A 19,100-nucleotide genomic window follows, 5' to 3' on the forward strand; every position below is an offset into this window, starting at 1 on the left:
CCGGGCGTTCTCGTTGTTACTTCTCTGCCGCGATGCGATCGCGAATGTGCTGCGCGCGCGCTTGGGAAGATGGGTGATCGTCGAACATGCTGCTCTGACGGCCGGCTTCCATTTGGGCCAGTTTTTCGAAGCTGGTGGCCAGGCCGTTCGGATCGATGCCGCGTTTTTTCAGCAGATCGAACGAGTAATCATCCGCTTCGCTTTCCTGCTTCTGCGAGAACTGGGCGCTGACCAGCTTCTCGCCGATATCCGCCAGCTGCGACTGCGACAGCGAGCCGATGACGCCGCCGGCGGAGGACGCCGCGGTGCGCAGCGCCACGGTGCCGTAAGCCACCTGCATCGCTTTACGGGTGTGGCCCAACGCCACGTGGCCCATTTCGTGGCCCAGCACGCCTTCCACTTCGTTGTCGTTCATCATGTCCATCAGGCCGCTATAGACGCGGATACAGCCGTTGGCCATCGCCCAGGCGTTGACGTCTTTGGTCACGTAGACCTTGTAGTTGGCCGGGGTGCCGTTGATGTTGTCGCCCAGCGCCGCAGCGATTTTGTTGAGACGCTTGGCGTAGGTGCTGCCGGCCGGCGCGATTTGTGCCTTGCTGTCCATCTCGGCGCAGGATTTATCACTCAGGGCCTTAACGTCGTCGTTGCTCAGGGTCGCCGCCTGGAACGCCTGCGCGCCGGACTGCATCAAGGTTTCGGTATTCAGGTTTTGACAGCCGGTTGCCAAGGTGGCAATGCCCAACGCAATCAAAGAGGTACGAATTTTCATAACGCCATCTTCCTGTGAAGGTAACAAGGTAAAAGAGTCATTTTGCTTTGAGGAAATCTTGTCGCAAGAGCCTAGTGTACGCCAGCTAAGGCGAGAATAGTGTTATTCCGAAAAAGCGTCCAATCGTGCTAATAAGTGGTGAACTCGCTCTCATTTGGCATTAGGGATTGCCGTTGTGATGTGGAGTCTGAGAAAATAGGGAACTTGACTGCTTTTTTTATCCGACCTGGAGTAAAACATGTCCTCTCGTAAAGAGCTTGCCAACGCCATCCGCGCACTCAGCATGGACGCCGTACAAAAAGCAAATTCCGGCCACCCGGGGGCCCCTATGGGCATGGCGGACATCGCCGAAGTCCTGTGGCGTGACTACCTCAACCACAACCCGACTAACCCGCACTGGGCTGACCGCGACCGTTTCGTGCTCTCCAACGGCCACGGCTCCATGTTGATTTACAGCCTCCTGCACCTCACCGGCTACGACCTGCCGATGCGCGAGCTGGAGAACTTCCGTCAGCTGCATTCCAAAACCCCGGGCCACCCGGAGTACGGCTACACCCCGGGCGTTGAAACCACCACCGGCCCGCTGGGCCAGGGCATAGCCAACGCCGTCGGCTTCGCCATCGCCGAACGCACCCTGGCGGCGCAGTTCAACCGCCCCGGCCATGACATCGTCGACCACCACACCTACGCCTTCATGGGCGACGGCTGCATGATGGAAGGCATCTCGCACGAAGTCTGCTCCCTGGCCGGCACCCTCAAGCTCGGCAAGCTGACCGCCTTCTACGATGACAACGGCATCTCCATCGACGGCCACGTCGACGGCTGGTTCACCGACGACACCGCCCTGCGTTTCGAAGCCTACGGCTGGCACGTGGTGCGCAACGTCGACGGCCACAACCCTGACGCCATCAAGGCCGCGATTGAAGAAGCCCGCAAGGTGACCGACAAGCCGTCGCTGCTGATGTGCAAGACCGTTATCGGCTTCGGTTCGCCGAACAAGGCCGGCACCCATGACGTGCACGGCGCCGCGCTGGGCGCTGCCGAAGTGGCCGCCACCCGCGAAGCGCTGGGCTGGAAATACGCCGCCTTTGAAATCCCGCAGGACATCTACGCTCAGTGGGACGCCAAAGAAGCCGGTCAGGCCAAGGAAGCGGCCTGGAACGACAAGTTCGCCGCCTACGCCAGGGCTTTCCCGGAACTGGCCGCCGAGTTCAAGCGCCGCATGAACGGCGAGCTGCCGGCCGACTGGCAAGCCGACGCCAAAGCGTTCGTGGAAAAACTGCAGGCCAACCCGGCCAACATCGCCAGCCGCAAGGCGTCGCAGAACGCGCTGGAAGCGTTCGGCAAGGTGCTGCCGGAGTTCCTGGGCGGCTCCGCCGACCTGGCGCCGAGCAACCTGACCATGTGGTCCGGCTCGAAAGCGCTGAACGTTGACCCGGCGGGCAACTACATTCATTACGGCGTGCGCGAGTTCGGCATGACCGCCATCACCAACGGCATCGCGCTGCACGGCGGCTTCCTGCCGTACTCGGCGACCTTCCTGATGTTCGTGGAATACGCCCGCAACGCGGTGCGCATGGCGGCGCTGATGAAGCTGCGCAACGTGTTCGTCTACACCCACGACTCCATCGGTCTGGGCGAAGACGGCCCGACCCACCAGCCGGTGGAGCAGCTGGCGAGCCTGCGCGTGACCCCGAACATGAGCACCTGGCGCCCGTGTGACCAGGTGGAATCGGCGGTGGCGTGGCAGTACGGCATCGAGCGCAACGACGGCCCGACCACCCTGGTGTTCTCGCGCCAGAACCTGACCCAGCAGCCGCGCACCGCAGAGCAGCTGGCGAACGTGTACCGCGGCGGCTACGTGCTGAAAGACTGCGCGGGCACGCCGGACGTGATCCTGATCGCCACCGGCTCCGAAGTGGGCATCACGGTGGAAGCGGCGGACAAGCTGACCGCAGCGGGCCGCAAGGTGCGGGTGGTGTCGATGCCGTCGACCGACGCGTTCGACAAGCAGGATGCGGCGTACCGCGAGTCGGTGCTGCCGGCGGCGGTGACGGCGCGTGTGGCGGTGGAAGCGGGTATCGCGGACTACTGGTACAAGTACGTGGGGCTGAACGGCGCCATCGTGGGCATGACCACCTTCGGTGAGTCGGCGCCGGCGGAGCAGCTGTTCGCCGAGTTCGGCTTCACCGTGGACAACGTGGTGGCGCAGGCGCAGGCGCTGCTGAAGTAAGCGGTCTGGCGCCAGCCGATAAAAAAGCCGGTCATCATGACCGGCTTTTTTTATGGGCGGAAATCGCGCTTACGACGCGGCATTGGCGCTTTCGACGCCGCGCAACCGGTCGTAAGCCGCCGCCAGCAACAGCACCAGCAGCGTAGGCTGCAGCCAGACCAGCCCCTGTTCGGCCAGCGGCAGCTTATCGAACCAGGCGGGCAGCAGGCCGCTGAAGCTGGAAGCCTTCAGGCCGTCGGCCAGGCCAAACACCAGGCTGGTGGCGATCACCGGCGCGAAGACGCGCCTGGCGCTGCGCCAGCGGTTCTGGCTGAAGCTGAGCAACACCAGCGCGATGCAGGGCGGGTAGATCGCCGTCAGCACCGGCAGCGAGACGCGGATCAGATTGGCCAGCCCCATGTTGGAGACCAGCATGGCGAAGAGGGCGAGGATGACCACCAGCGTGCGGTAAGAGAGCGGCAGGTAGCGGGAGAAGAAGTCCGCGCAGGCGCAGGTCATGCCGACCGCCGTCACCAGGCAGGCGATGAACATCAGCACCGCCATAAAGACGCTGCCCAGATCGCCGAAGGTGTGCTGTACATAGGCGTGCAGGATTGCCGCGCCATCCTGAGCGCCGTTCTCGATCAGGCTACCGCTGCCGGCGCCGAGTTTGAACATGCAGATATAGACCAGCGTCAGGCCGACGCCGGCGATCAGGCTGGCCCACAGCGTATAACGCAGCAGCAACCCGCTGTCGCTGACGCCGCGCGAGCGGGCGGCGGTAACGATAATCGAACCGAACATCAGCGCCGACAGCGTGTCCATGGTTTGATAACCCTGTACGAAGCCGGTGGAAAACGCCGAGGCTTGATAGCTGCCGACGGCGGAGAGCGGCGCGCCTGCGGGCCAGACCAGGGCGGCGATGCCGAGCGCGGCCAGCGCCAGAATTTTCAGCGGCGCCAGAATATGGCCGACGTTATCGAGCAACCGTCCGGGATAAAGCGACACAATCATCGCCAGGGTAAAGAACAGCAGGCTGTAGATGAACTGCGGCAGGGCGCCGTCGCCGGTGAAAGGTGCAATGCCGAGGGCGAAAGAGACATTGGCGGTTCGCGGCGTGGCGAATAACGGGCCGAGCGCCAGATAGCAGACGGTCGCCAGCAGCAAGCCGGCGGTGCGGCCGATGGGGCCGGTCAGCAGGCTGATGCTGCCGCCGACGCGCGCCAACGCGATCACGGCGATCACCGGCAGGGCGACGGCGGTCACCATAAACCCGATAGCGGCCGGCCACAGATGTTCGCCGGACTGCAGTCCCACCAGCGGCGGGAAGATGATGTTGCCGGCGCCGACAAACAGGGCAAAGGTCATAAAGCCCAGGGCGATAATGTCTTTCGGGGATAAACTCTTGGTCATAACGGTATGGCACTGCCTGTATTCATGAAATAAACGGCCTGCCTGCAGAGGGCTGGCGCGTGGGGCAGCGAGCGCCCGCAAAAATTTTCGTCCGGCAGGATATAATAATTCGGCGACAAAAACCTGATTAATCCAGCGCTGTTTATCCTTGCGTGAACCGGCCGCACAGATGAATCCTGGCGGCCGGCCCGGCAGCGCGTTAGCTCGCGCGCGCCACCATGTCTATCGACAGCGGGATTTCGATATGCGGTTTAAAAGAGTCATACGCGAAGGAGACGTGGCCGTCTTCGACCGGTTTACGGGTGAAAAAGATCAGCATATCGCGGGTTGAATTCTTACGTTTGTCCTGCGCTTCCACCGGTGAGAGGCTGTGTTTGCGTTCATGGTCGACAATCAGCAGGGTATCGAGGAAATGCCGATGCTGTATTGCGCCCAAAATCCATTCCGGCCGGGCCCGATCGAATTTGATCCCGCTGGTTTCGCGCATATCGTGAATAAAGGTCTTGGCGCTGTCGTCGGTCATGTTGTCGCAGCCGAGGAAGGTCGTCATGGTGTGGTCGACGCCGTCGCTGTGTACGCCTTCCAGCGCCGGTTCGCCCAGCATCTGCGGCGTGGTGACGGTGCGCAGGTTGAACACCGTGCAGACGAACTTGTTGATCTCCTGATTAAGCCGGGGGCGCGGCGTCACGCTCACGCCATCGATCACGTAGGCTTTGAATTTCATCAGCGCCTGAAATGCCGTATTCAACTGCAGATCGTCGTTGATGCCGCGGAAATGGCGCACCTTTCCCGAATCGTAGCGGATGAAGTCTTCCTCGACCGAGAGCACGAAAGGCTGGAACTCCAGCCGCTCAATCCGGGCGCGATCGAAGTCGAAACAGAAACGGCCGTTTCTGGACTTGCGGAAAGGCAGCGTGGGATCGTCCGCCAGATTGGCGCTGACCTGCTGCAGCCTGGCGAAATCTTCCGGCCGCGCGCCCAGCGCCAGCAGGATTGCCTGCATGGTAGCGCCGGGGATAAAGGCTGAACGGTGTTCCTGGTATGCTTTCTTAACTTCATCAAGCAGAGATAACTGTCGCATTTCTCGGAGGCCTCACGAATGATGGGGCGGTTATAAAATCTTGCTGCCGATCTCCACGTCGAAATCGGGTTTCAGCAAGACGGTGCCTTGATCCCTGGTGACCGCGGCAAGAACCAGCACTTCGGATTTAAATCCGGCAACCCGCCTGGCGGGGAAATTAACGACGGAGATGACTTTTCTGCCAAGCAGATCATCTTCCTGATAGTTTTCGCATAATTGCGCCGAACTGTTTTTAATGCCAATTTCCTCGCCGAAATCAATGCGCAGCTTATAGGCGGGTTTTAACGCCTTGTCGTTATATTCCACGGAAATAATTTCGCCAATACGCATATCCAGTTTCATAAAATCAGTGATTTCGGCCATGAGTCAGTCCCGTTAATTAAATGGCTTCAGAAAGGCTAGCAAAGGGGAATTATCCCGACAATGTCGCCGATAGGGGAATATTTATACCTGATGTAGCAATTAATTTACATTATCGTAACGTAGCGCAATTAATTATAAGCTCGATGAATTATATGAAATTGAAACTTCATTATTCACCGGTAATTATGTGCACCACCTGAACTTGGGCGTTCGCTCGGCACTGTTAAGCCCGTGTTAAATTGGTTAGTATGCCCTCATTCATCAACCGCATTCTTTCAGGTAGTGATATGGAAATAACCCCGCGTGAAAAACGCGATCGGCGAAAGGCATTTATCGCGCCGTTTTTCCTGATATTAATTTGGTCGACGGGTTTTATTGCCGCGCGTGCGGTGGCGGATCATGCCGATCCCAACCTTTTCCTGACCTTTCGCTTTTTGATCGCCGCCGCGGTATTCGCTTTGCTGGCATTGCATTGCGCCTGGCCCAAGGGGCGGCAGTTCGTGATGCACCTGCTGACCGGCATGTTGATGAATGGCGTTTATCTCGCTGCAAGCTGGTGGGCGGTGGCGAACGGCCTGGCGGCCGGGGTGATGTCGCTGATCGGCGGATTGCAGCCGTTGTTCACCGCGCTGATTTTCGCGTTGGTGCTGCGCAAATCGATAGGGTTACGCTCCTGGGCCGGACTGGCGGTCGGTTTTATCGGCGTTGCGCTGGTGCTCTCCCCTCGACTGACCGGTATCGACGTCGGCAATATGGCGCTGTTGCCGATCCTGATGGGGTTTGGCAGCATCGTCGCGCTGACGATCGGCATCATGGTGCAGAAGTCTTCGCTGGCGGCGGCCGATCTGCGGGCGGCGGGCGCCATTCAGCACCTCGGCGCCGCGATCGTGACCGGCGCGTTGGCGGCCGTGATGGGCTCCGGCGCCTGGGACAATTCGCCGACGCTGTGGTTCTCGCTGCTGTGGTCGGCCGGCGTGTTGTCGCTGGGCGGCACCGCGCTGTTTATCTGGATGGTGCGCCACGGCGATTTGACTCGCATTACCGCGCTGATGCTGCTGGTGCCGCCGGCGGCGGCGCTGCAGGCTTACGCGCTGTTTGGCGAGGCGCTGTCGCTGGTGCAGTTGGCGGGGTTTGCCCTGACCCTGCTGGGGGTCGCCATCGTACAGCGAATTCGCCTGCTGCGGCGTTCTCGCCTGGCCGAATAGTTTGCGACAGGAAGCGCCGTAAAGCCCGCGCTGCCGGGCTTTTTTATTGGCTGAAAAACGTCCAACCTCACAAAACCGAAAGATAACAAAGCAACGCCGTTGCCTCGTCACAGTTATTAACTATATGTTAATTTTTAGTTTATTAAATGTGATCAGGGGATGGATGATGATGATGAAAAAAATCAGCGCGACCGTAGCGGCAATCACTTTGCTAGGCTCCGTTTCCGCCTATGCGGCCTTCCCGGCGGGCTACCCCGCCGACTACCAGAAACTGGTCGACGGCGCGAAGAAAGAAGGCAAGGTGGTGATTTACTCGACCACCGACACCAAGGCGGCGGCGCCGCTGATCCAGGGGTTCGAGGCGTTGTATCCGGGCATCAAGGTCGAATACAACGACATGAACAGCACCGAACTGTATAACCGCTTTATCAGCGAGCAGGCGGCCGGCGGCACCAGCGGCGACGTGGTGTGGAGTTCGTCGATGGACACCATTTTGAAACTGGCGGGCGATTACGCGCAGGAATACGCCTCTCCCGAGCAGGCTCAACTGCCGAAATGGGCGGTATGGCAAGATAAGGTGTATGGCACCACCTATGAGCCGGTGGTGTTTATCTATAACAAACGCCTGATCCCGCAAGGCGATGTGCCGGATTCGCATGCGGCGCTGGCCAAGCTGATCGCCGGCCAGACGGACAAATTCAAGAAGAAAGTCACCACCTACGACATCGAAAAATCCGGCGTCGGCTTCATGCTGTCGGTGCAGGACTTCAAGGCCGATCCTAACTACTTCAAAACGCTGGCCGACGTGGCCAAGGGTGGCCTGGCGGTGCAATCCTCCACCGGCACCATGATGGAACGCGTTTCCTCCGGTGAAAACCTGATCGGCTTCAATATCCTCGGTTCATACGCCGAGGCCCGCGCCAAGAGCGACCCGTCGCTCGGCATCGTCTATCCGAAAGACTATACCCTGGTGCTGTCGCGCGTGAGCTTCATCGGCAAAGAGGCCGGCAACCCTAACGCCGCCAAGCTGTGGTTTGACTATGTGCTGTCGGAGAAAGGGCAAAATATTCTCGCCAATCAGGCGGATATCCCCTCGATCCGCAACGACATCGAAGGCAAGAACGACATCGATGGCATGACCAAGCTGTTGGGTAACGCGCTCAAACCGATCCCGGTCGATGACAGCCTGCTGGAATATCTGCAGCCGGCCAAGCGTCTCGACTATATCAAACAATGGCGCGCCGCCGCGGCGAAATAACAGGGACTGCATTCGGACGCGCGCCTGTCGCACGGGCGCGCGCCCTTTGGTCGTCGTTTACAACCATAGGGAGCATTTATGCAAGCATGGCGCAGAAAGTGGCAGAGTCTGCCGCGCGGCCTGGTGGTGTTGATAACCGCGCTGGTTATCTATGTCCCCCTGTCGTTTATCATCATTCAAAGCTTCCTCTCGGCACCGTTTTTCTCTCCTTCCAAGGTTTTCAGCCTTGAGGCCTTCGAGTTCATCTTTACCGATCCGGATTTCTACAAGGCGCTGAAAAGCGGCTTTATTTTGGCATTCGGCCTGGTGATTATCGCCATCCCGCTCGGCGGTGTTTTGGCCTTCCTGATGGTGCGCACCGATCTGCCGGGGCGGCGGATCATCGAACCGCTGATTCTGGTGCCGATCTTCGTGTCGCCGATGGTGCTGGGTTTCGGTTACGTGGTGGCGGCGGGACCGGTAGGTTTCTTCTCGCTGTGGGCGGAGGCGCTGCTGGGTTTCGTGCCGTGGAACATCTACTCAATGGCCAGCATCGTGGTGATAGCCGGATTGACGCACGTGCCTCACGCGTATCTGTACATCTCCTCGGCGCTGCGCAGCGTGGGCTCCGACGTTGAAGAAGCGGCGCGCACCGCCGGCGCCACGCCGCTGCAGGTGATGACCGCCGTCAGTCTGCCGATGGTGCGGCCGTCTATCTTGTACGCCGGGGTGCTGTTGTTCTTCCTCGGGCTGGAAGTGTTCGGCCTGATGCTGGTGTTGGGCGATCCGGAAGGCAACCTGGTGCTGGCGACCTACCTGTACCAGTTGACCAACAAGCTGGGCACGCCGTCTTACCATCTGATGGCGGCGGTGGCGGTGGTGCTGATTTGCATCACTATTCCGTTGGTGATGCTGCAGCGCCGGCTGATGCGCACCGCCAATCGCTTTGTCACCGTCAAGGGCAAAGCCTCGCAGGCCCGCGCGCTGCCGCTCGGCAAATGGCGCTGGGTGGCCGGCGCGGTGGTGGTGTTCTGGCTGACCGTGACCATCGGCGTGCCGCTGATCGGCGTGGTGCTGCGCGCCTTTATCTCTAACTGGGGCGTGGGCGTGTCTGTCTGGGACGAGCTGTCGATCAACACCTTCCGCACCATCTGGGCGCAGCCCAACCTGCTGCGCGCCATCGTCAACTCGATGGCGATCGGGGTGATCGGCGGGGCGCTGGCGGTGGCGTGCTACCTGTTTATCGGCATCGCCATGCACCGCAAGCCGGATGGCGCCACGCGCTTCCTCGACTACAGCGTACTGGTGCCGCGCGCGGTGCCGGGGCTGTTGGCCGGTCTGGCATTCCTGTGGGTGTTCCTGTTCTTGCCGATGTGGCTGGACAAATCGCTCAAGGAGGGCTGGCTGTCGGCGTTGCCGATGGCCGAGTGGCTGCGTGCTAACTGGATTGTCTGGCTGCGTTCGCTGCGCAGCACTATCTTCAGCGTCTGGCTGGCTTACACCGTGGTATGGATGGCCTACGGCCTGAGGCTGATCTCTTCCACGTTGCTGCAGGTGGGGCCGGAGCTGGAAGAGGCGGCGCGCAGCGCCGGCGCCAGCCGCGGCCAGATCACCCGCCACGTCACCATTCCGCTGTCGCGCTATGGCCTGATCGGCTCTTGGCTGCTGATGTTCCTGATTTTTGAACGCGAATATTCCACCGGGGTGTATCTGCTGTCTCCGGGCACGGAAACCATCGGCTCGATGCTGGTTTCTCTGTGGGCCGCGGGCGCTATCGATATCGTCGCCGCGCTGTCGTTCATCAATATCCTGCTGGTGGTGCTGGGGCTGGGGATCGCCTTGCGCTTTGGAGTGAAATTACATGATTGAACTTTCGGTAGAGAATCTGCATTTGACCTATGGCGACAACCCGGTGCTGAAAGGGGTGTCGATGGATCTGAAACGGGGCGAGGTGGTCTCGCTGCTGGGCCCGTCGGGCAGCGGCAAAACCACGCTGCTGCGGGCGGTGGCCGGGCTGGAGAAACCGAGCCAGGGGCGGATCGTCATCGGCAATAACCCCGTGTACAACGGCAGCGCGCGCAGCGAAATTCCCGCCGAAGAGCGCAACCTGGGGCTGGTGTTTCAGTCCTATGCCCTGTGGCCGCATAAAACGGTGTTTGAGAACGTCGCTTACCCGCTGAAGCTGCGTAAGACCGCCTCGGCGGAAATCGCCCAGCGGGTGCAGGCGGTGCTGGATCAGCTCGGGTTGGGGCATCTGGCCAAGCGGCACCCGCACCAGCTTTCCGGCGGCCAGCAGCAGCGCGTGGCGATCGGGCGTGCGCTGGTCTACAACCCGCCGGTGATCCTGCTGGATGAGCCGTTGTCCAACCTTGACGCCAAGCTGCGCGAAGAGGCGCGGGTATTCCTGCGCGAGCTGATCATCAAGCTCGGTCTGTCGGCGCTGATGGTGACCCACGATCAGAACGAGGCGATGGCCATTTCCGATCGCATCCTGCTGCTCAATAACGGCAAAATCGAACAACAGGGCACGCCGCAGGAGATGTACGGTTCACCCACCACGCTGTTCACCGCCGAGTTCATGGGCAGCAACAACCGCTTGCCGGGCAAGGTTGTCGCGCGGGAAGGCGACCGGGCGCGCATCGAAGGCAAGGATTGGGCGCTGTGGGGCAAAGCGGGCGCCGGCGTGCAGGTCGGGCAGGAGGGCACGGCGGTGATCCGCGTGGAGCGCGTACGGTTGGGCGAAGATCCGCAGGGCAACCAGCTTGAGCTGCCGTTGCTGACCAGCATGTATCTCGGCGATCGCTGGGAATACCTGTTCCGCACCGTGGCCGAAGATTTCGTGGTGCGCGCCTATGGCCAGGAGGCGCGCGATCGGGCGTTGTGCCGGCTCTCCCTGCCGGCCGATCATCTGTGGATATTCCCGAAAGCCTAATCAGGACGCCCGCTGATGCGGGCGTTCCGTTTACAAATCCAGCACCAGTCGGCTGCCTTTGGCGCGCGAGCAGCAGATCAACAGGGTTTGCTGCGCCGCGCGTTCTTCGTCGCTGAGATACTGATCGCGGTGGTCGGCTTCCCCCTCGACGATGCGGGTTTCGCAGGTGCCGCAAATGCCTTCGCGGCACAGACACTCGACCCTGGCCGCCTTGCTGTTTTCCAGCGCCTGCAGGATGGTCATGTCTTCCGCCACTTCAAGTTCAATACCCGACCGGGCCAGCACCAGCGTAAAGGCGCCGCCCGCCGTGTCTTCGGCGGCGAAGGCTTCGCTGTGTAAACGCGCGGCGTCGATACCCAGTTCGGCGGCGGTCCGGTAGACCGCTTCGTTCAGCGCCCTCGGGCCGCAGACGTAGATATGGGCGCCGGGTTCCACGTCGGCCAGCGTGCGTGCCAGATCCAACCGGCCGCCAAGGCTGGAGACATGGCAACTGACGTTGTCGGTGAACGGCGCTTGCGTCAGCTGCTGCTGGAAGGCGTTGTGTTCCTCGCTGTGGAAGCAGTAGTGCAGATGGTAGCGTTGGCCGCTGCGTTGCAGCTCATGCAGATGGGCCATAAACGGCGTGATGCCGATGCCGCCGGCGATCAACACGTGATGCCGTGCCTCCGGCGCCAGCGCGAACAGGTTATTCGGGGTGCTGATGGTCAGCGTATCGCCGACCGCCAGCCGGTCATGCATGAAGTCAGAACCGCCTTTGGAAGGAGACTCGCGCCGAACGGCGATCTGGTAATGCTCTGGCTCGAACGGTGAGCTGAGCAGCGAGTAAGCGTTGCTGTAGCGCTTCTCGCCGTCCTGCATTTGCACGATGATGTGGCTGCCGCCGCTGAAGGCGGGCAGCGGCCGGCCTTGCGGATCCGCCAGAGTAAAGCGCTTGACCTGTGCGGTGACGGTTTCGATGTCGACGACGCGAACATCAAGCATCTGATAGCTGGTCATTCATTGGCTCCAAAGCGCGGGCGTCCCCGCGCATAAAAAAGTTATACCGCCTGGCACAGGTATTTGAGCTCCAGATAGTCTTCGATGCCGTATTCGGAGCCTTCACGCCCCAGGCCCGACTGTTTCACTCCGCCGAACGGCGCGACCTCGTTGGAGATAAGCCCGGTATTGATACCGACCATGCCGTACTCCAGCCGCTCCGAAACGCGCCAGATGCGCGCCGCATCGCGGGTGTAGAAGTAGGCGGCCAATCCGTAGATGGTATCGTTGGCCTGGCGGATCGCCTCGGCTTCGTCATCGAACACCACCAGCGGCGCGACCGGGCCGAAGATCTCTTCCTCCAGCAGTAGCGAGCCGGGCTGCACGTTGCCCAGCACCGTCGGGGTGAAGAAGTTGCCGCCCAGCGCGTGCGGCGTGGCGCCGGTCAGCACCTGAGCGCCTTTGCTCAGCGCGTCATCGAGCAGCTCCAGCACCTTGTCGCGCGCCTTGCGGTTGATCAGCGGGCCTATTTGCACGCCCGGTTCGAAGCCGTTGCCGACCTGCAGCGCCGCCACGCGGGAGACAAACTTCTCGGCGAACTGCGGGTAAACGCCGCGCTGCACGTAGAAACGGTTGACGCAGACGCAGGTCTGCCCGGCGTTGCGGTATTTGGCGATCAGCGCGCCTTCCACTGCGGCATCGATGTCCGCATCGTCAAACACGATGAACGGCGCGTTGCCGCCCAGCTCCAGCGACACTTTCTTGATGGTGTCCGAACTTTGGCGCATCAGCAGCCTGCCCACCGGCGTGGAGCCGGTAAAGCTCAGTTTGCGCACCTGCGGGTGGCGGGTCAGCTCGGCGCCGATCGCCTGCGAGTTGCCGGTCACTACGTTGAACACCCCGGCGGGAATGCCGGCGCGCTCGGCCAGTTCGGCCATCGCCAGCGCCGAATAAGGGGTTTCGTTGGCGGGTTTGACCACCAGCGTACAGCCGGCCGCCAGCGCCGGCGCGGCCTTTCGGGTGATCATCGCCGCCGGGAAGTTCCACGGCGTGATCGCCGCGCACACGCCGATGCCCTGCTTCAGCACCATCAGGCGTTTATCGCTGCTCGGCGAAGGAATGATGTCGCCGTTGGTGCGCTTGGCCTGTTCGGCGAACCATTCGATAAAGGAAGCGGCGTAGCGGATCTCGCCCAGCGATTCCGCCAGCGGTTTGCCTTGCTCCAGCGTCATCAGGCTGGCCAAATCCTGCTGGTGTTTCAGCATCAGTTCGAACCAGCGGCGCAGCAGCTGCGCGCGCTGTTGCGCCGGCAGCGCGCGCCAGCCTTCCAGCGCCTGCTGGGCGGCGTCGATCGCCGATTGGGTTTCGGCCGTCGCCATGTTGGGCACGCTGCCGATGAGTTGGCCGGTGGCGGGATCGCTCACCGGCAGGGTTTCCTGGTTGTCGGCGTCGCGCCATTGGCCGTTGATGTAGGCCTGTTGGCGGAATAGCGCCCGATCGGAAATATTCACGAGAACCTCACAAGTCAGGGGAAGGGGCCCTTGGGCCCCGTCGCATCAGGGTTGATAAACCTGCGCCAGCAGGTTGTGGAAGTGGGCGATGCCGTGCTCGCTGACGCCGCTGCCGGCGCCGTCGGCCATGATGCGCCCCTGCCCGCGATAGCCGCGCGATTTGAGGCCTTTTTGCACGCTCTCCACCAGCCGCAAATCTTCCGGGCGGAACACGTCGCGGTACCAGTCGATCAGTTTGAGCTGTTCGTCGCTCAAATCGGCGTTGGTGAAGTAAATGTCGTAGTGCTGCAGGGTGGTTTCCGCATCGACCGGGAACTCATAGATCACCGTCATCATGCCTTCCAGCGGCGGCATGTTGAACATGGTGCACGGCCACAGCCAGATGCCGTGGAAGCTGGCTTCTTTACCCTCTTCAAACTTGAACGACTGCTCGGAAGGGCGGGCGTAGCCGAACTGCAGCGTCCAGTTGCCGTGCAGGGTGTGCCAGTAGCGGTCGACCTGCACCGAGTCGGCGAAGCCGGGGTGCGCCGGGCCGCAGTGGTAGCACTCGAGGTAGTTGTCGACGATGTTCTTCCAGTTGGCCGGAGTGCGGGTGACGAAGCGCGCCGCCAGCTTGAGATCGTCGACCTGTGGGCAGGCCTCGCGCACTTTGGCGCCGAGGCCCGGCAGCTGGTCTTCCACCGTGCCGGCCTGCGAGTCCAGATTGACGTAAATAAACCCGGCGTACTCTTCGACCCGCACCGGCACCAGATGCGAGTTTTCCTTATCGAAGTTCTGCACGTTTTCGCAGTTGCGCGCGTGCGCCAGTTCGCCGTCCAGCTTGAACGCCCAGGCATGATAAGGGCAGGTGATGACGTTTTTCGCCCGGCCGTCGCCCGCCAGCAGCTGGTGGCCGCGGTGCGGGCAGACGTTGTAAAAGGCGCGCAGTACTTTGTCGCGGCCGCGTACCACCAGAATGTTTTCACCGATGATCTCGCGGGTGATGTAGTCGTTCGGTTGGGCGAGCTCGCTGCGGTGCGCCACGCAGATCCAACTGGTGGCGAACACCTGCTCTTTCTCGTGTTCGAACGCCGCCTGGTGGGTATAGAACCGGGCCGGAATGGTGTAAGCCTCGCGGGCGTCGGCGCAGAAATCTTTCGGTAAGGTAAATTCAGGGATCAGAGTGCTCATAAGTTAACCTTCCTCTTTTCTTATTGTCATTTCGCCATAGGGCGCGGTTGATACGACGATGGAGCGGAGAGTTCGGCGGCCGGCGGCGCGTCTGGCAGCGCCGGTGGGCTGCTTTCGATCAGGTGCGCCGGGATGGCCGCGTAGTCCTGTTTCAGCCAGCGGGCAAAGCCGTAGGTTTTCACCAGCAGCACCAGCAGGAACGGCAGCGCGGTCAGGATCACCGTGGTTTTCATGGTGTCCAGCGAAGCGCCGGTGAACAGGATCGACAGCGGGATCAGGGTGATTACCACGCACCAGAACAGGCGCAGCATCGGGCTGGGATCTTGCCCTTCCTGCAGGTTGCGGGTGCTGGTGGCGGCCATGGTGTAGGCCACGGCGTCCATGTGCGAGGCCAGGAAAATGATCATGATGAACAGATAGGCGGCCAGGAACAGCTTGCCGAGCGGCAGCGCCGTCAGCAGCATCTGCACGGCGGTTTCGCCGCCCTGGGTGCTGAGGATCTCCGGCACGTTGAGCTGCCCGCTGATGAACTGGTGCATGGCGTAACTTTCCAGCGAGCCGAAGAAGAACCAGCAGCCGAGGGTGCTGCCGAGCAGCAGCGCCCAGATCACCTCTTTAATCTTGCGGCCGCGCGAGACGCGGGTGACGAACATCGCCACGCCCGGGGTATAGGAGATCCACCACAGCCAGTAGAACACCGTCCAGCTGCGGCTGAAGCTGCCGTCGCCCATCGGATCGGTGAACAGGCTCATCTGCAGGAAGTTTTGCGCCGTCAGGCCGATGGCGTTGATGGTGTTGTTGATGGTGAACTCGGTGGGGCCGACCAGCAGCACCAGCCCGGCGAAGGCGAAGGCGCCCCAGCCGACCATTTTGCTCAGGCGCTGCATGCCGCCGTCGATGCCGATGTAAGAGCTGAGACAGAAGATCACCGCCGCCAGCAGGATCACCGTCGCCTGTACCGTGAAGTTATCCGGGATGCCGGTCAACGCCGTCAGCCCGCGGGTAAAGGTGGAGGCGGTCAGCACCAGCGAAATGGTGAGGGCGCCGACGGTGGCGACCAGGAAAATCAGATCCACCATCCGCCCGATCGGGCCGTTAGCGCGCACGCCGGTGATGGCGGAAATGATCCCCGACAGGCTGAGCCCTTTGTTCTTACGCACGTGGAAGTGGTAGGCCATGATCAGCGAGGCGAGGGCGTAGGTCGCCCAGGCGCTCAGACCCCAGTGGAAGAAGGAGTAGCTGATGCTGTATTCCAGCGCCTTTGGGGTGCGCGGCGCGATGTTCAGCCCCGGCGTCTGGTAATAATACGCCCATTCCATCACCCCCCAGTACAGGGTGGACGAGCCCAGGCCGGCGCAGATGAACATGAACAGCCAGGCCAGCGTGGAGTATTGCGGTTTGCCTTCGCCGAGGCGGATGTTGCCGTATTTGCTCAACGCCAGATACAGCACCACCAGCAGGGCGATCAGCACCAGGATTTGAATGGTTGAACCGAACAGCCGGGTGACGCCGTTGAAAATGGTGTTGGCGATAAGCGCGGATTGAGCCGGAAAGAGCATCAGGCAAATGGCGATCAGCGCAATACTGCACAGGCTGATGGCGATGAGCGTGACATCCTTTTTAGGGGTGCTCTGCATGGGAGTGAACTCCTGTTATCGGTGGTGGGCCGGTGCGCGAAGCGTAGGGTGCGCCCGGGCCTTGTTGGTTTGAACCCTTTGTTTTGTTACACCGCGAGGAGCAAACGCCCCGACAGAACGCCACCGGAAATGTTTACTCTTCATTAACATTTTTGAGTGTGCACAAATTACAGGAGGGCCACAATTGGGGCATCTGTAAAAGGATAAAACACAGTATGTAAACAATTTGTTGTGATCTTGACCGGGGTATTGGCGTGCTTTCTGCGGTGATTTTCAGCGGATTTGCGGCGGCGATCGAAGCGGAAAAACGGACGTGGCAAAGCAGGGCGCGAAAGGGCGCCCTGCGCAGGAAAATCAACGGCGTTTAGCGTTGCAGCAGGGCGGCGATCGCCTGGCCGACTTGCTGGGTGGAGGCGCCGCCGCGCATATCCGGCGTGCGCGGCCCGTCGGCGATAATGCGCTCAATCGCCTGCAGGATGCCGTCGTGCGCCTGGCGGTAGCGGGCATCGCCGTCGCCGAGGAAATCCAGCATCATCGCGCCGCTCCAGATCATGGCGATCGGGTTGGCGATGTTTTTGCCGAAAATGTCCGGCGCCGAGCCGTGTACCGGCTCGAACAGCGACGGGAAGTTGCGCTCCGGGTTCAGGTTGGCCGACGGCGCGATGCCGATGGTGCCGGTGCAGGCCGGGCCGAGATCCGACAAAATATCGCCGAACAGGTTGGAGGCCACCACCACGTCGAAGCGTTCGGGGTTCAGCACGAAGCGCGCGCACAGAATATCGATGTGCTGTTTGTCCCAGGCGATATCAGGGTATTGGCGCGCCATCTCCGCCACGCGCTCATCCCAGTACGGCATGCTGATGGCCATGCCGTTGGACTTGGTGGCTGCAGTCAGGCGCTTGCGCGGGCGCTGCTGCGCCAGCTCGAAGGCGTACTTCAGGATGCGGTCCACGCCCTGACGGGTGAAGACCGATTCCTGGATCACCATCTCGCGATCGGTACCTTCGAACATCCGTCCGCCGAGCGAGGAGTACTCTCCTTCGGTATTTTCTCGCACCACGTAGAAATCGATATCGCCCGGCTGTTTGTTCGCCAGCGGGCAGGGCACGCCGGGAAACAGCCGTACCGGGCGCAGGTTGACGTACTGCTCGAAGTCGCGGCGAAATTTCAGCAGTGAACCCCACAGCGAAATGTGATCGGGCACCGTATCCGGCCAGCCGACGGCGCCGAAATAGATGGCGTCGAAGCCCTTGAGCTGCTCAAACCAATCGTCCGGCATCATCTGGCCGTGGTGCTGGTAGTAGTCGCAGCTGGCCCACTCGAAGGTGTCGAATTCCAGCGACAGATCCCAGCGCGCTGCCGCCGCCTGCAATACTCGTATGCCTTCCGGCAACACTTCCCGCCCGATACCGTCCCCGGGGATGGCGGCAATCTTGTAAGTTTTGCTCATACAGAGGTCTCATTTGTAGGTAGGGGAGATTGACAACACTGCTATCCTATAATTGACTAACTGTTAATCAATCGCGAAAACGGTGAAACATAAAACACGAATCATGAACAATATGCCGATCCTGAGTGACCTGCGGGTGTTCGTGCTGGTGGCGCGCCGCGCCGGGTTCGCCGCCGCTGCCGAAGAGCTGGGCGTTTCGCCGGCCTTTATCAGCAAGCGCATTGCGTTGCTGGAAAAGGCGCTGGACGTGTCATTGCTGCACCGCACCACGCGGCGGGTGGCGATCACCGAAGACGGTGAACGCATCTACGAATGGGCGCAGCGCATTCTCAACGATGTCGATCAGATGATGGACGAGTTGTCCGAGGTGCGTCAGGCGCCGCAGGGCATGCTGCGCGTGGTCAGCAGCTTCGGCTTCGGCCGGCGTTTCGTGGCGCCGGCGCTGTCGGCGCTGGCGCGGCAGTACCCGCAGCTGGAGCTGCGGCTCGACGTGTCCGATCGGCTGGTGGATCTGGTCAGCGAAGGATTCGATCTGGATATCCGCATCGGCGACGATATCGCCCCCAATTTGATTGCGCGCAAGCTGGCGGACAATCAGCGCATCCTGTGCGCTTCGCCGGCATACCTGCAGCGCCACGGCGTGCCGAAAAATCCGGCGGAGCTGGCGGGCCGCACTTGTTTGGTGATCAAGGAACGCGATCACCCGTTCGGGCTGTGGCGGCTGCAGGGGCCGGGCGGCGAAGAGACGGTGAAGGTGACAGGGGCGCTGGCGTCGAACCACGGCGAAATCGTGCACCAGTGGTGCCTGGACGGGCAGGGCGTCGCGCTGCGTTCCGCCTGGGACGTGAAAGAGAACATCGACAGCGGCAGGTTGGTGCACATCCTGCCGGAGTATTATCAGCCGGCCAACATCTGGGCGGTGTACGTTTCCCGGCTGGCAACGTCGGCGAAAGTGCGGGTGACGGTCGAATTTTTGCGCGACTATTTCCGCGAGCACTACGGCGAAACGGGGCCGGCGAGCGAAAATCCACCGCGGCCTTAAGGCCAAAAATGTGCGCCAGATCATCTTATGCTCGTAAAACTCCCCTCCGTTACCTGAGGAACTGTTGCACCTGTTTCTTTTGCCAAAACTTTGGTTTATGCTC

15 protein-coding genes are annotated in these 19,100 nt (G+C 61.2%); 6 read left to right on the plus strand and 9 right to left on the minus strand.

Going from position 1 to position 19,100, the window contains the following annotated elements:
- Positions 1-16: 16 nt before the first annotated feature.
- Complete coding sequence (locus tag ACMGGK_RS03255; RefSeq protein WP_016930039.1) at positions 17-769, minus strand: M48 family metallopeptidase; 753 nt, start codon at positions 767-769, stop codon at positions 17-19.
- Positions 770-1,007: 238 nt separating this feature from the next.
- Between ACMGGK_RS03255 and tkt the strand changes: the two genes are divergently transcribed.
- Positions 1,008-3,002, plus strand: a complete 1,995-nt coding sequence (tkt, locus tag ACMGGK_RS03260) for a transketolase (RefSeq protein WP_206194867.1) — start codon at positions 1,008-1,010, stop codon at positions 3,000-3,002.
- Between the two features lie 69 nt (positions 3,003-3,071).
- On the opposite strand, the gene brnQ is transcribed toward tkt, so the two are convergent.
- From brnQ to ACMGGK_RS03275, 3 genes are all read right to left on the minus strand, one after another.
- Entirely contained in the window at positions 3,072-4,394 is a 1,323-nt protein-coding gene (brnQ, locus tag ACMGGK_RS03265) for a branched-chain amino acid transport system II carrier protein (RefSeq protein WP_016930038.1), read from the minus strand.
- 199 nt (positions 4,395-4,593) lie between these two features.
- A complete protein-coding gene (locus tag ACMGGK_RS03270; RefSeq protein ID WP_028127702.1) occupies positions 4,594-5,475 on the minus strand; it encodes a 2OG-Fe dioxygenase family protein in 882 nt (293 codons plus the stop codon).
- A 30-nt stretch (positions 5,476-5,505) separates the two neighbouring features.
- The gene (locus ACMGGK_RS03275) at positions 5,506-5,838 is read right to left on the minus strand and encodes a tRNA-binding protein (protein WP_004931561.1); all 333 of its coding nucleotides are present in this window, start codon (positions 5,836-5,838) and stop codon (positions 5,506-5,508) included.
- Between the two features lie 287 nt (positions 5,839-6,125).
- Here ACMGGK_RS03275 and ACMGGK_RS03280 point away from each other — a divergent pair, with 287 nt between their 5' ends.
- The 4 genes from ACMGGK_RS03280 to ACMGGK_RS03295 all read left to right on the plus strand — a co-directional run bounded on the left by ACMGGK_RS03280 (position 6,126) and on the right by ACMGGK_RS03295 (position 11,212).
- A complete protein-coding gene (locus ACMGGK_RS03280) occupies positions 6,126-7,043 on the plus strand; it encodes a DMT family transporter (RefSeq protein WP_016930036.1) in 918 nt (305 codons plus the stop codon).
- Between the two features lie 169 nt (positions 7,044-7,212).
- Positions 7,213-8,301 (plus strand): ABC transporter substrate-binding protein, encoded by a 1,089-nt coding sequence (locus ACMGGK_RS03285; RefSeq protein WP_033641358.1) that lies wholly within the window; start codon positions 7,213-7,215, stop codon positions 8,299-8,301.
- A 78-nt stretch (positions 8,302-8,379) separates the two neighbouring features.
- Entirely contained in the window at positions 8,380-10,149 is a 1,770-nt protein-coding gene (locus ACMGGK_RS03290; protein WP_033639426.1) for an ABC transporter permease, read from the plus strand.
- Positions 10,142-11,212 (plus strand): ABC transporter ATP-binding protein, encoded by a 1,071-nt coding sequence (locus ACMGGK_RS03295; RefSeq protein WP_016930033.1) that lies wholly within the window; start codon positions 10,142-10,144, stop codon positions 11,210-11,212. The genes ACMGGK_RS03290 and ACMGGK_RS03295 overlap by 8 nt, the downstream gene beginning before the upstream one ends.
- 30 nt (positions 11,213-11,242) lie before the next feature.
- On the opposite strand, the gene ACMGGK_RS03300 is transcribed toward ACMGGK_RS03295, so the two are convergent.
- The 5 genes from ACMGGK_RS03300 to ACMGGK_RS03320 all read right to left on the minus strand — a co-directional run bounded on the left by ACMGGK_RS03300 (position 11,243) and on the right by ACMGGK_RS03320 (position 17,955).
- Positions 11,243-12,208 (minus strand): PDR/VanB family oxidoreductase, encoded by a 966-nt coding sequence (locus tag ACMGGK_RS03300; RefSeq protein ID WP_049300353.1) that lies wholly within the window; start codon positions 12,206-12,208, stop codon positions 11,243-11,245.
- 41 nt (positions 12,209-12,249) lie between these two features.
- The gene (locus ACMGGK_RS03305) at positions 12,250-13,698 is read right to left on the minus strand and encodes an NAD-dependent succinate-semialdehyde dehydrogenase (RefSeq protein WP_420276688.1); all 1,449 of its coding nucleotides are present in this window, start codon (positions 13,696-13,698) and stop codon (positions 12,250-12,252) included.
- A 45-nt stretch (positions 13,699-13,743) separates the two neighbouring features.
- Positions 13,744-14,868 carry an aromatic ring-hydroxylating oxygenase subunit alpha gene (locus ACMGGK_RS03310; protein ID WP_015378998.1) on the minus strand — a complete coding sequence of 375 codons (1,125 nt, stop codon included), beginning with the start codon at positions 14,866-14,868 and terminating at the stop codon, positions 13,744-13,746.
- 26 nt (positions 14,869-14,894) lie between these two features.
- Positions 14,895-16,505 (minus strand): BCCT family transporter, encoded by a 1,611-nt coding sequence (locus ACMGGK_RS03315; protein WP_275095157.1) that lies wholly within the window; start codon positions 16,503-16,505, stop codon positions 14,895-14,897.
- A gap of 364 nt (positions 16,506-16,869) precedes the next feature.
- Complete coding sequence (locus tag ACMGGK_RS03320; RefSeq protein WP_048797020.1) at positions 16,870-17,955, minus strand: tartrate dehydrogenase; 1,086 nt, start codon at positions 17,953-17,955, stop codon at positions 16,870-16,872.
- A gap of 82 nt (positions 17,956-18,037) precedes the next feature.
- On the opposite strand from ACMGGK_RS03320, the gene ACMGGK_RS03325 reads away from it, so the two are divergent.
- Positions 18,038-18,997, plus strand: coding sequence for a LysR substrate-binding domain-containing protein (locus tag ACMGGK_RS03325; protein ID WP_272491432.1), 960 nt, complete (start codon positions 18,038-18,040; stop codon positions 18,995-18,997).
- Positions 18,998-19,100 lie beyond the last annotated feature (103 nt).

Origin of the sequence: Serratia sp. BNK-33-b, from assembly GCF_048684565.1 — a bacterium.
GTDB lineage: Bacteria > Pseudomonadota > Gammaproteobacteria > Enterobacterales > Enterobacteriaceae > Serratia > Serratia marcescens.

Excerpts from the sequence above, each read along its gene's own strand:
- ACMGGK_RS03285 (WP_033641358.1), top strand. The coding sequence starts at position 7,213 with ATGATGAAAAAAATCAGCGCGACCGTAGCGGCAATCACTTTGCTAGGC.
- brnQ (WP_016930038.1), bottom strand. The coding sequence starts at position 4,394 with ATGACCAAGAGTTTATCCCCGAAAGACATTATCGCCCTGGGCTTTATG.
- ACMGGK_RS03315 (WP_275095157.1), bottom strand. The coding sequence starts at position 16,505 with ATGCAGAGCACCCCTAAAAAGGATGTCACGCTCATCGCCATCAGCCTG.
- ACMGGK_RS03255 (WP_016930039.1), bottom strand. The coding sequence starts at position 769 with ATGAAAATTCGTACCTCTTTGATTGCGTTGGGCATTGCCACCTTGGCA.
- ACMGGK_RS03295 (WP_016930033.1), top strand. The coding sequence starts at position 10,142 with ATGATTGAACTTTCGGTAGAGAATCTGCATTTGACCTATGGCGACAAC.
- ACMGGK_RS03275 (WP_004931561.1), bottom strand. The coding sequence starts at position 5,838 with ATGGCCGAAATCACTGATTTTATGAAACTGGATATGCGTATTGGCGAA.
- tkt (WP_206194867.1), top strand. The coding sequence starts at position 1,008 with ATGTCCTCTCGTAAAGAGCTTGCCAACGCCATCCGCGCACTCAGCATG.
- ACMGGK_RS03290 (WP_033639426.1), top strand. The coding sequence starts at position 8,380 with ATGCAAGCATGGCGCAGAAAGTGGCAGAGTCTGCCGCGCGGCCTGGTG.
- ACMGGK_RS03310 (WP_015378998.1), bottom strand. The coding sequence starts at position 14,868 with ATGAGCACTCTGATCCCTGAATTTACCTTACCGAAAGATTTCTGCGCC.
- ACMGGK_RS03320 (WP_048797020.1), bottom strand. The coding sequence starts at position 17,955 with ATGAGCAAAACTTACAAGATTGCCGCCATCCCCGGGGACGGTATCGGG.
- ACMGGK_RS03270 (WP_028127702.1), bottom strand. The coding sequence starts at position 5,475 with ATGCGACAGTTATCTCTGCTTGATGAAGTTAAGAAAGCATACCAGGAA.
- ACMGGK_RS03300 (WP_049300353.1), bottom strand. The coding sequence starts at position 12,208 with ATGACCAGCTATCAGATGCTTGATGTTCGCGTCGTCGACATCGAAACC.
- ACMGGK_RS03280 (WP_016930036.1), top strand. The coding sequence starts at position 6,126 with ATGGAAATAACCCCGCGTGAAAAACGCGATCGGCGAAAGGCATTTATC.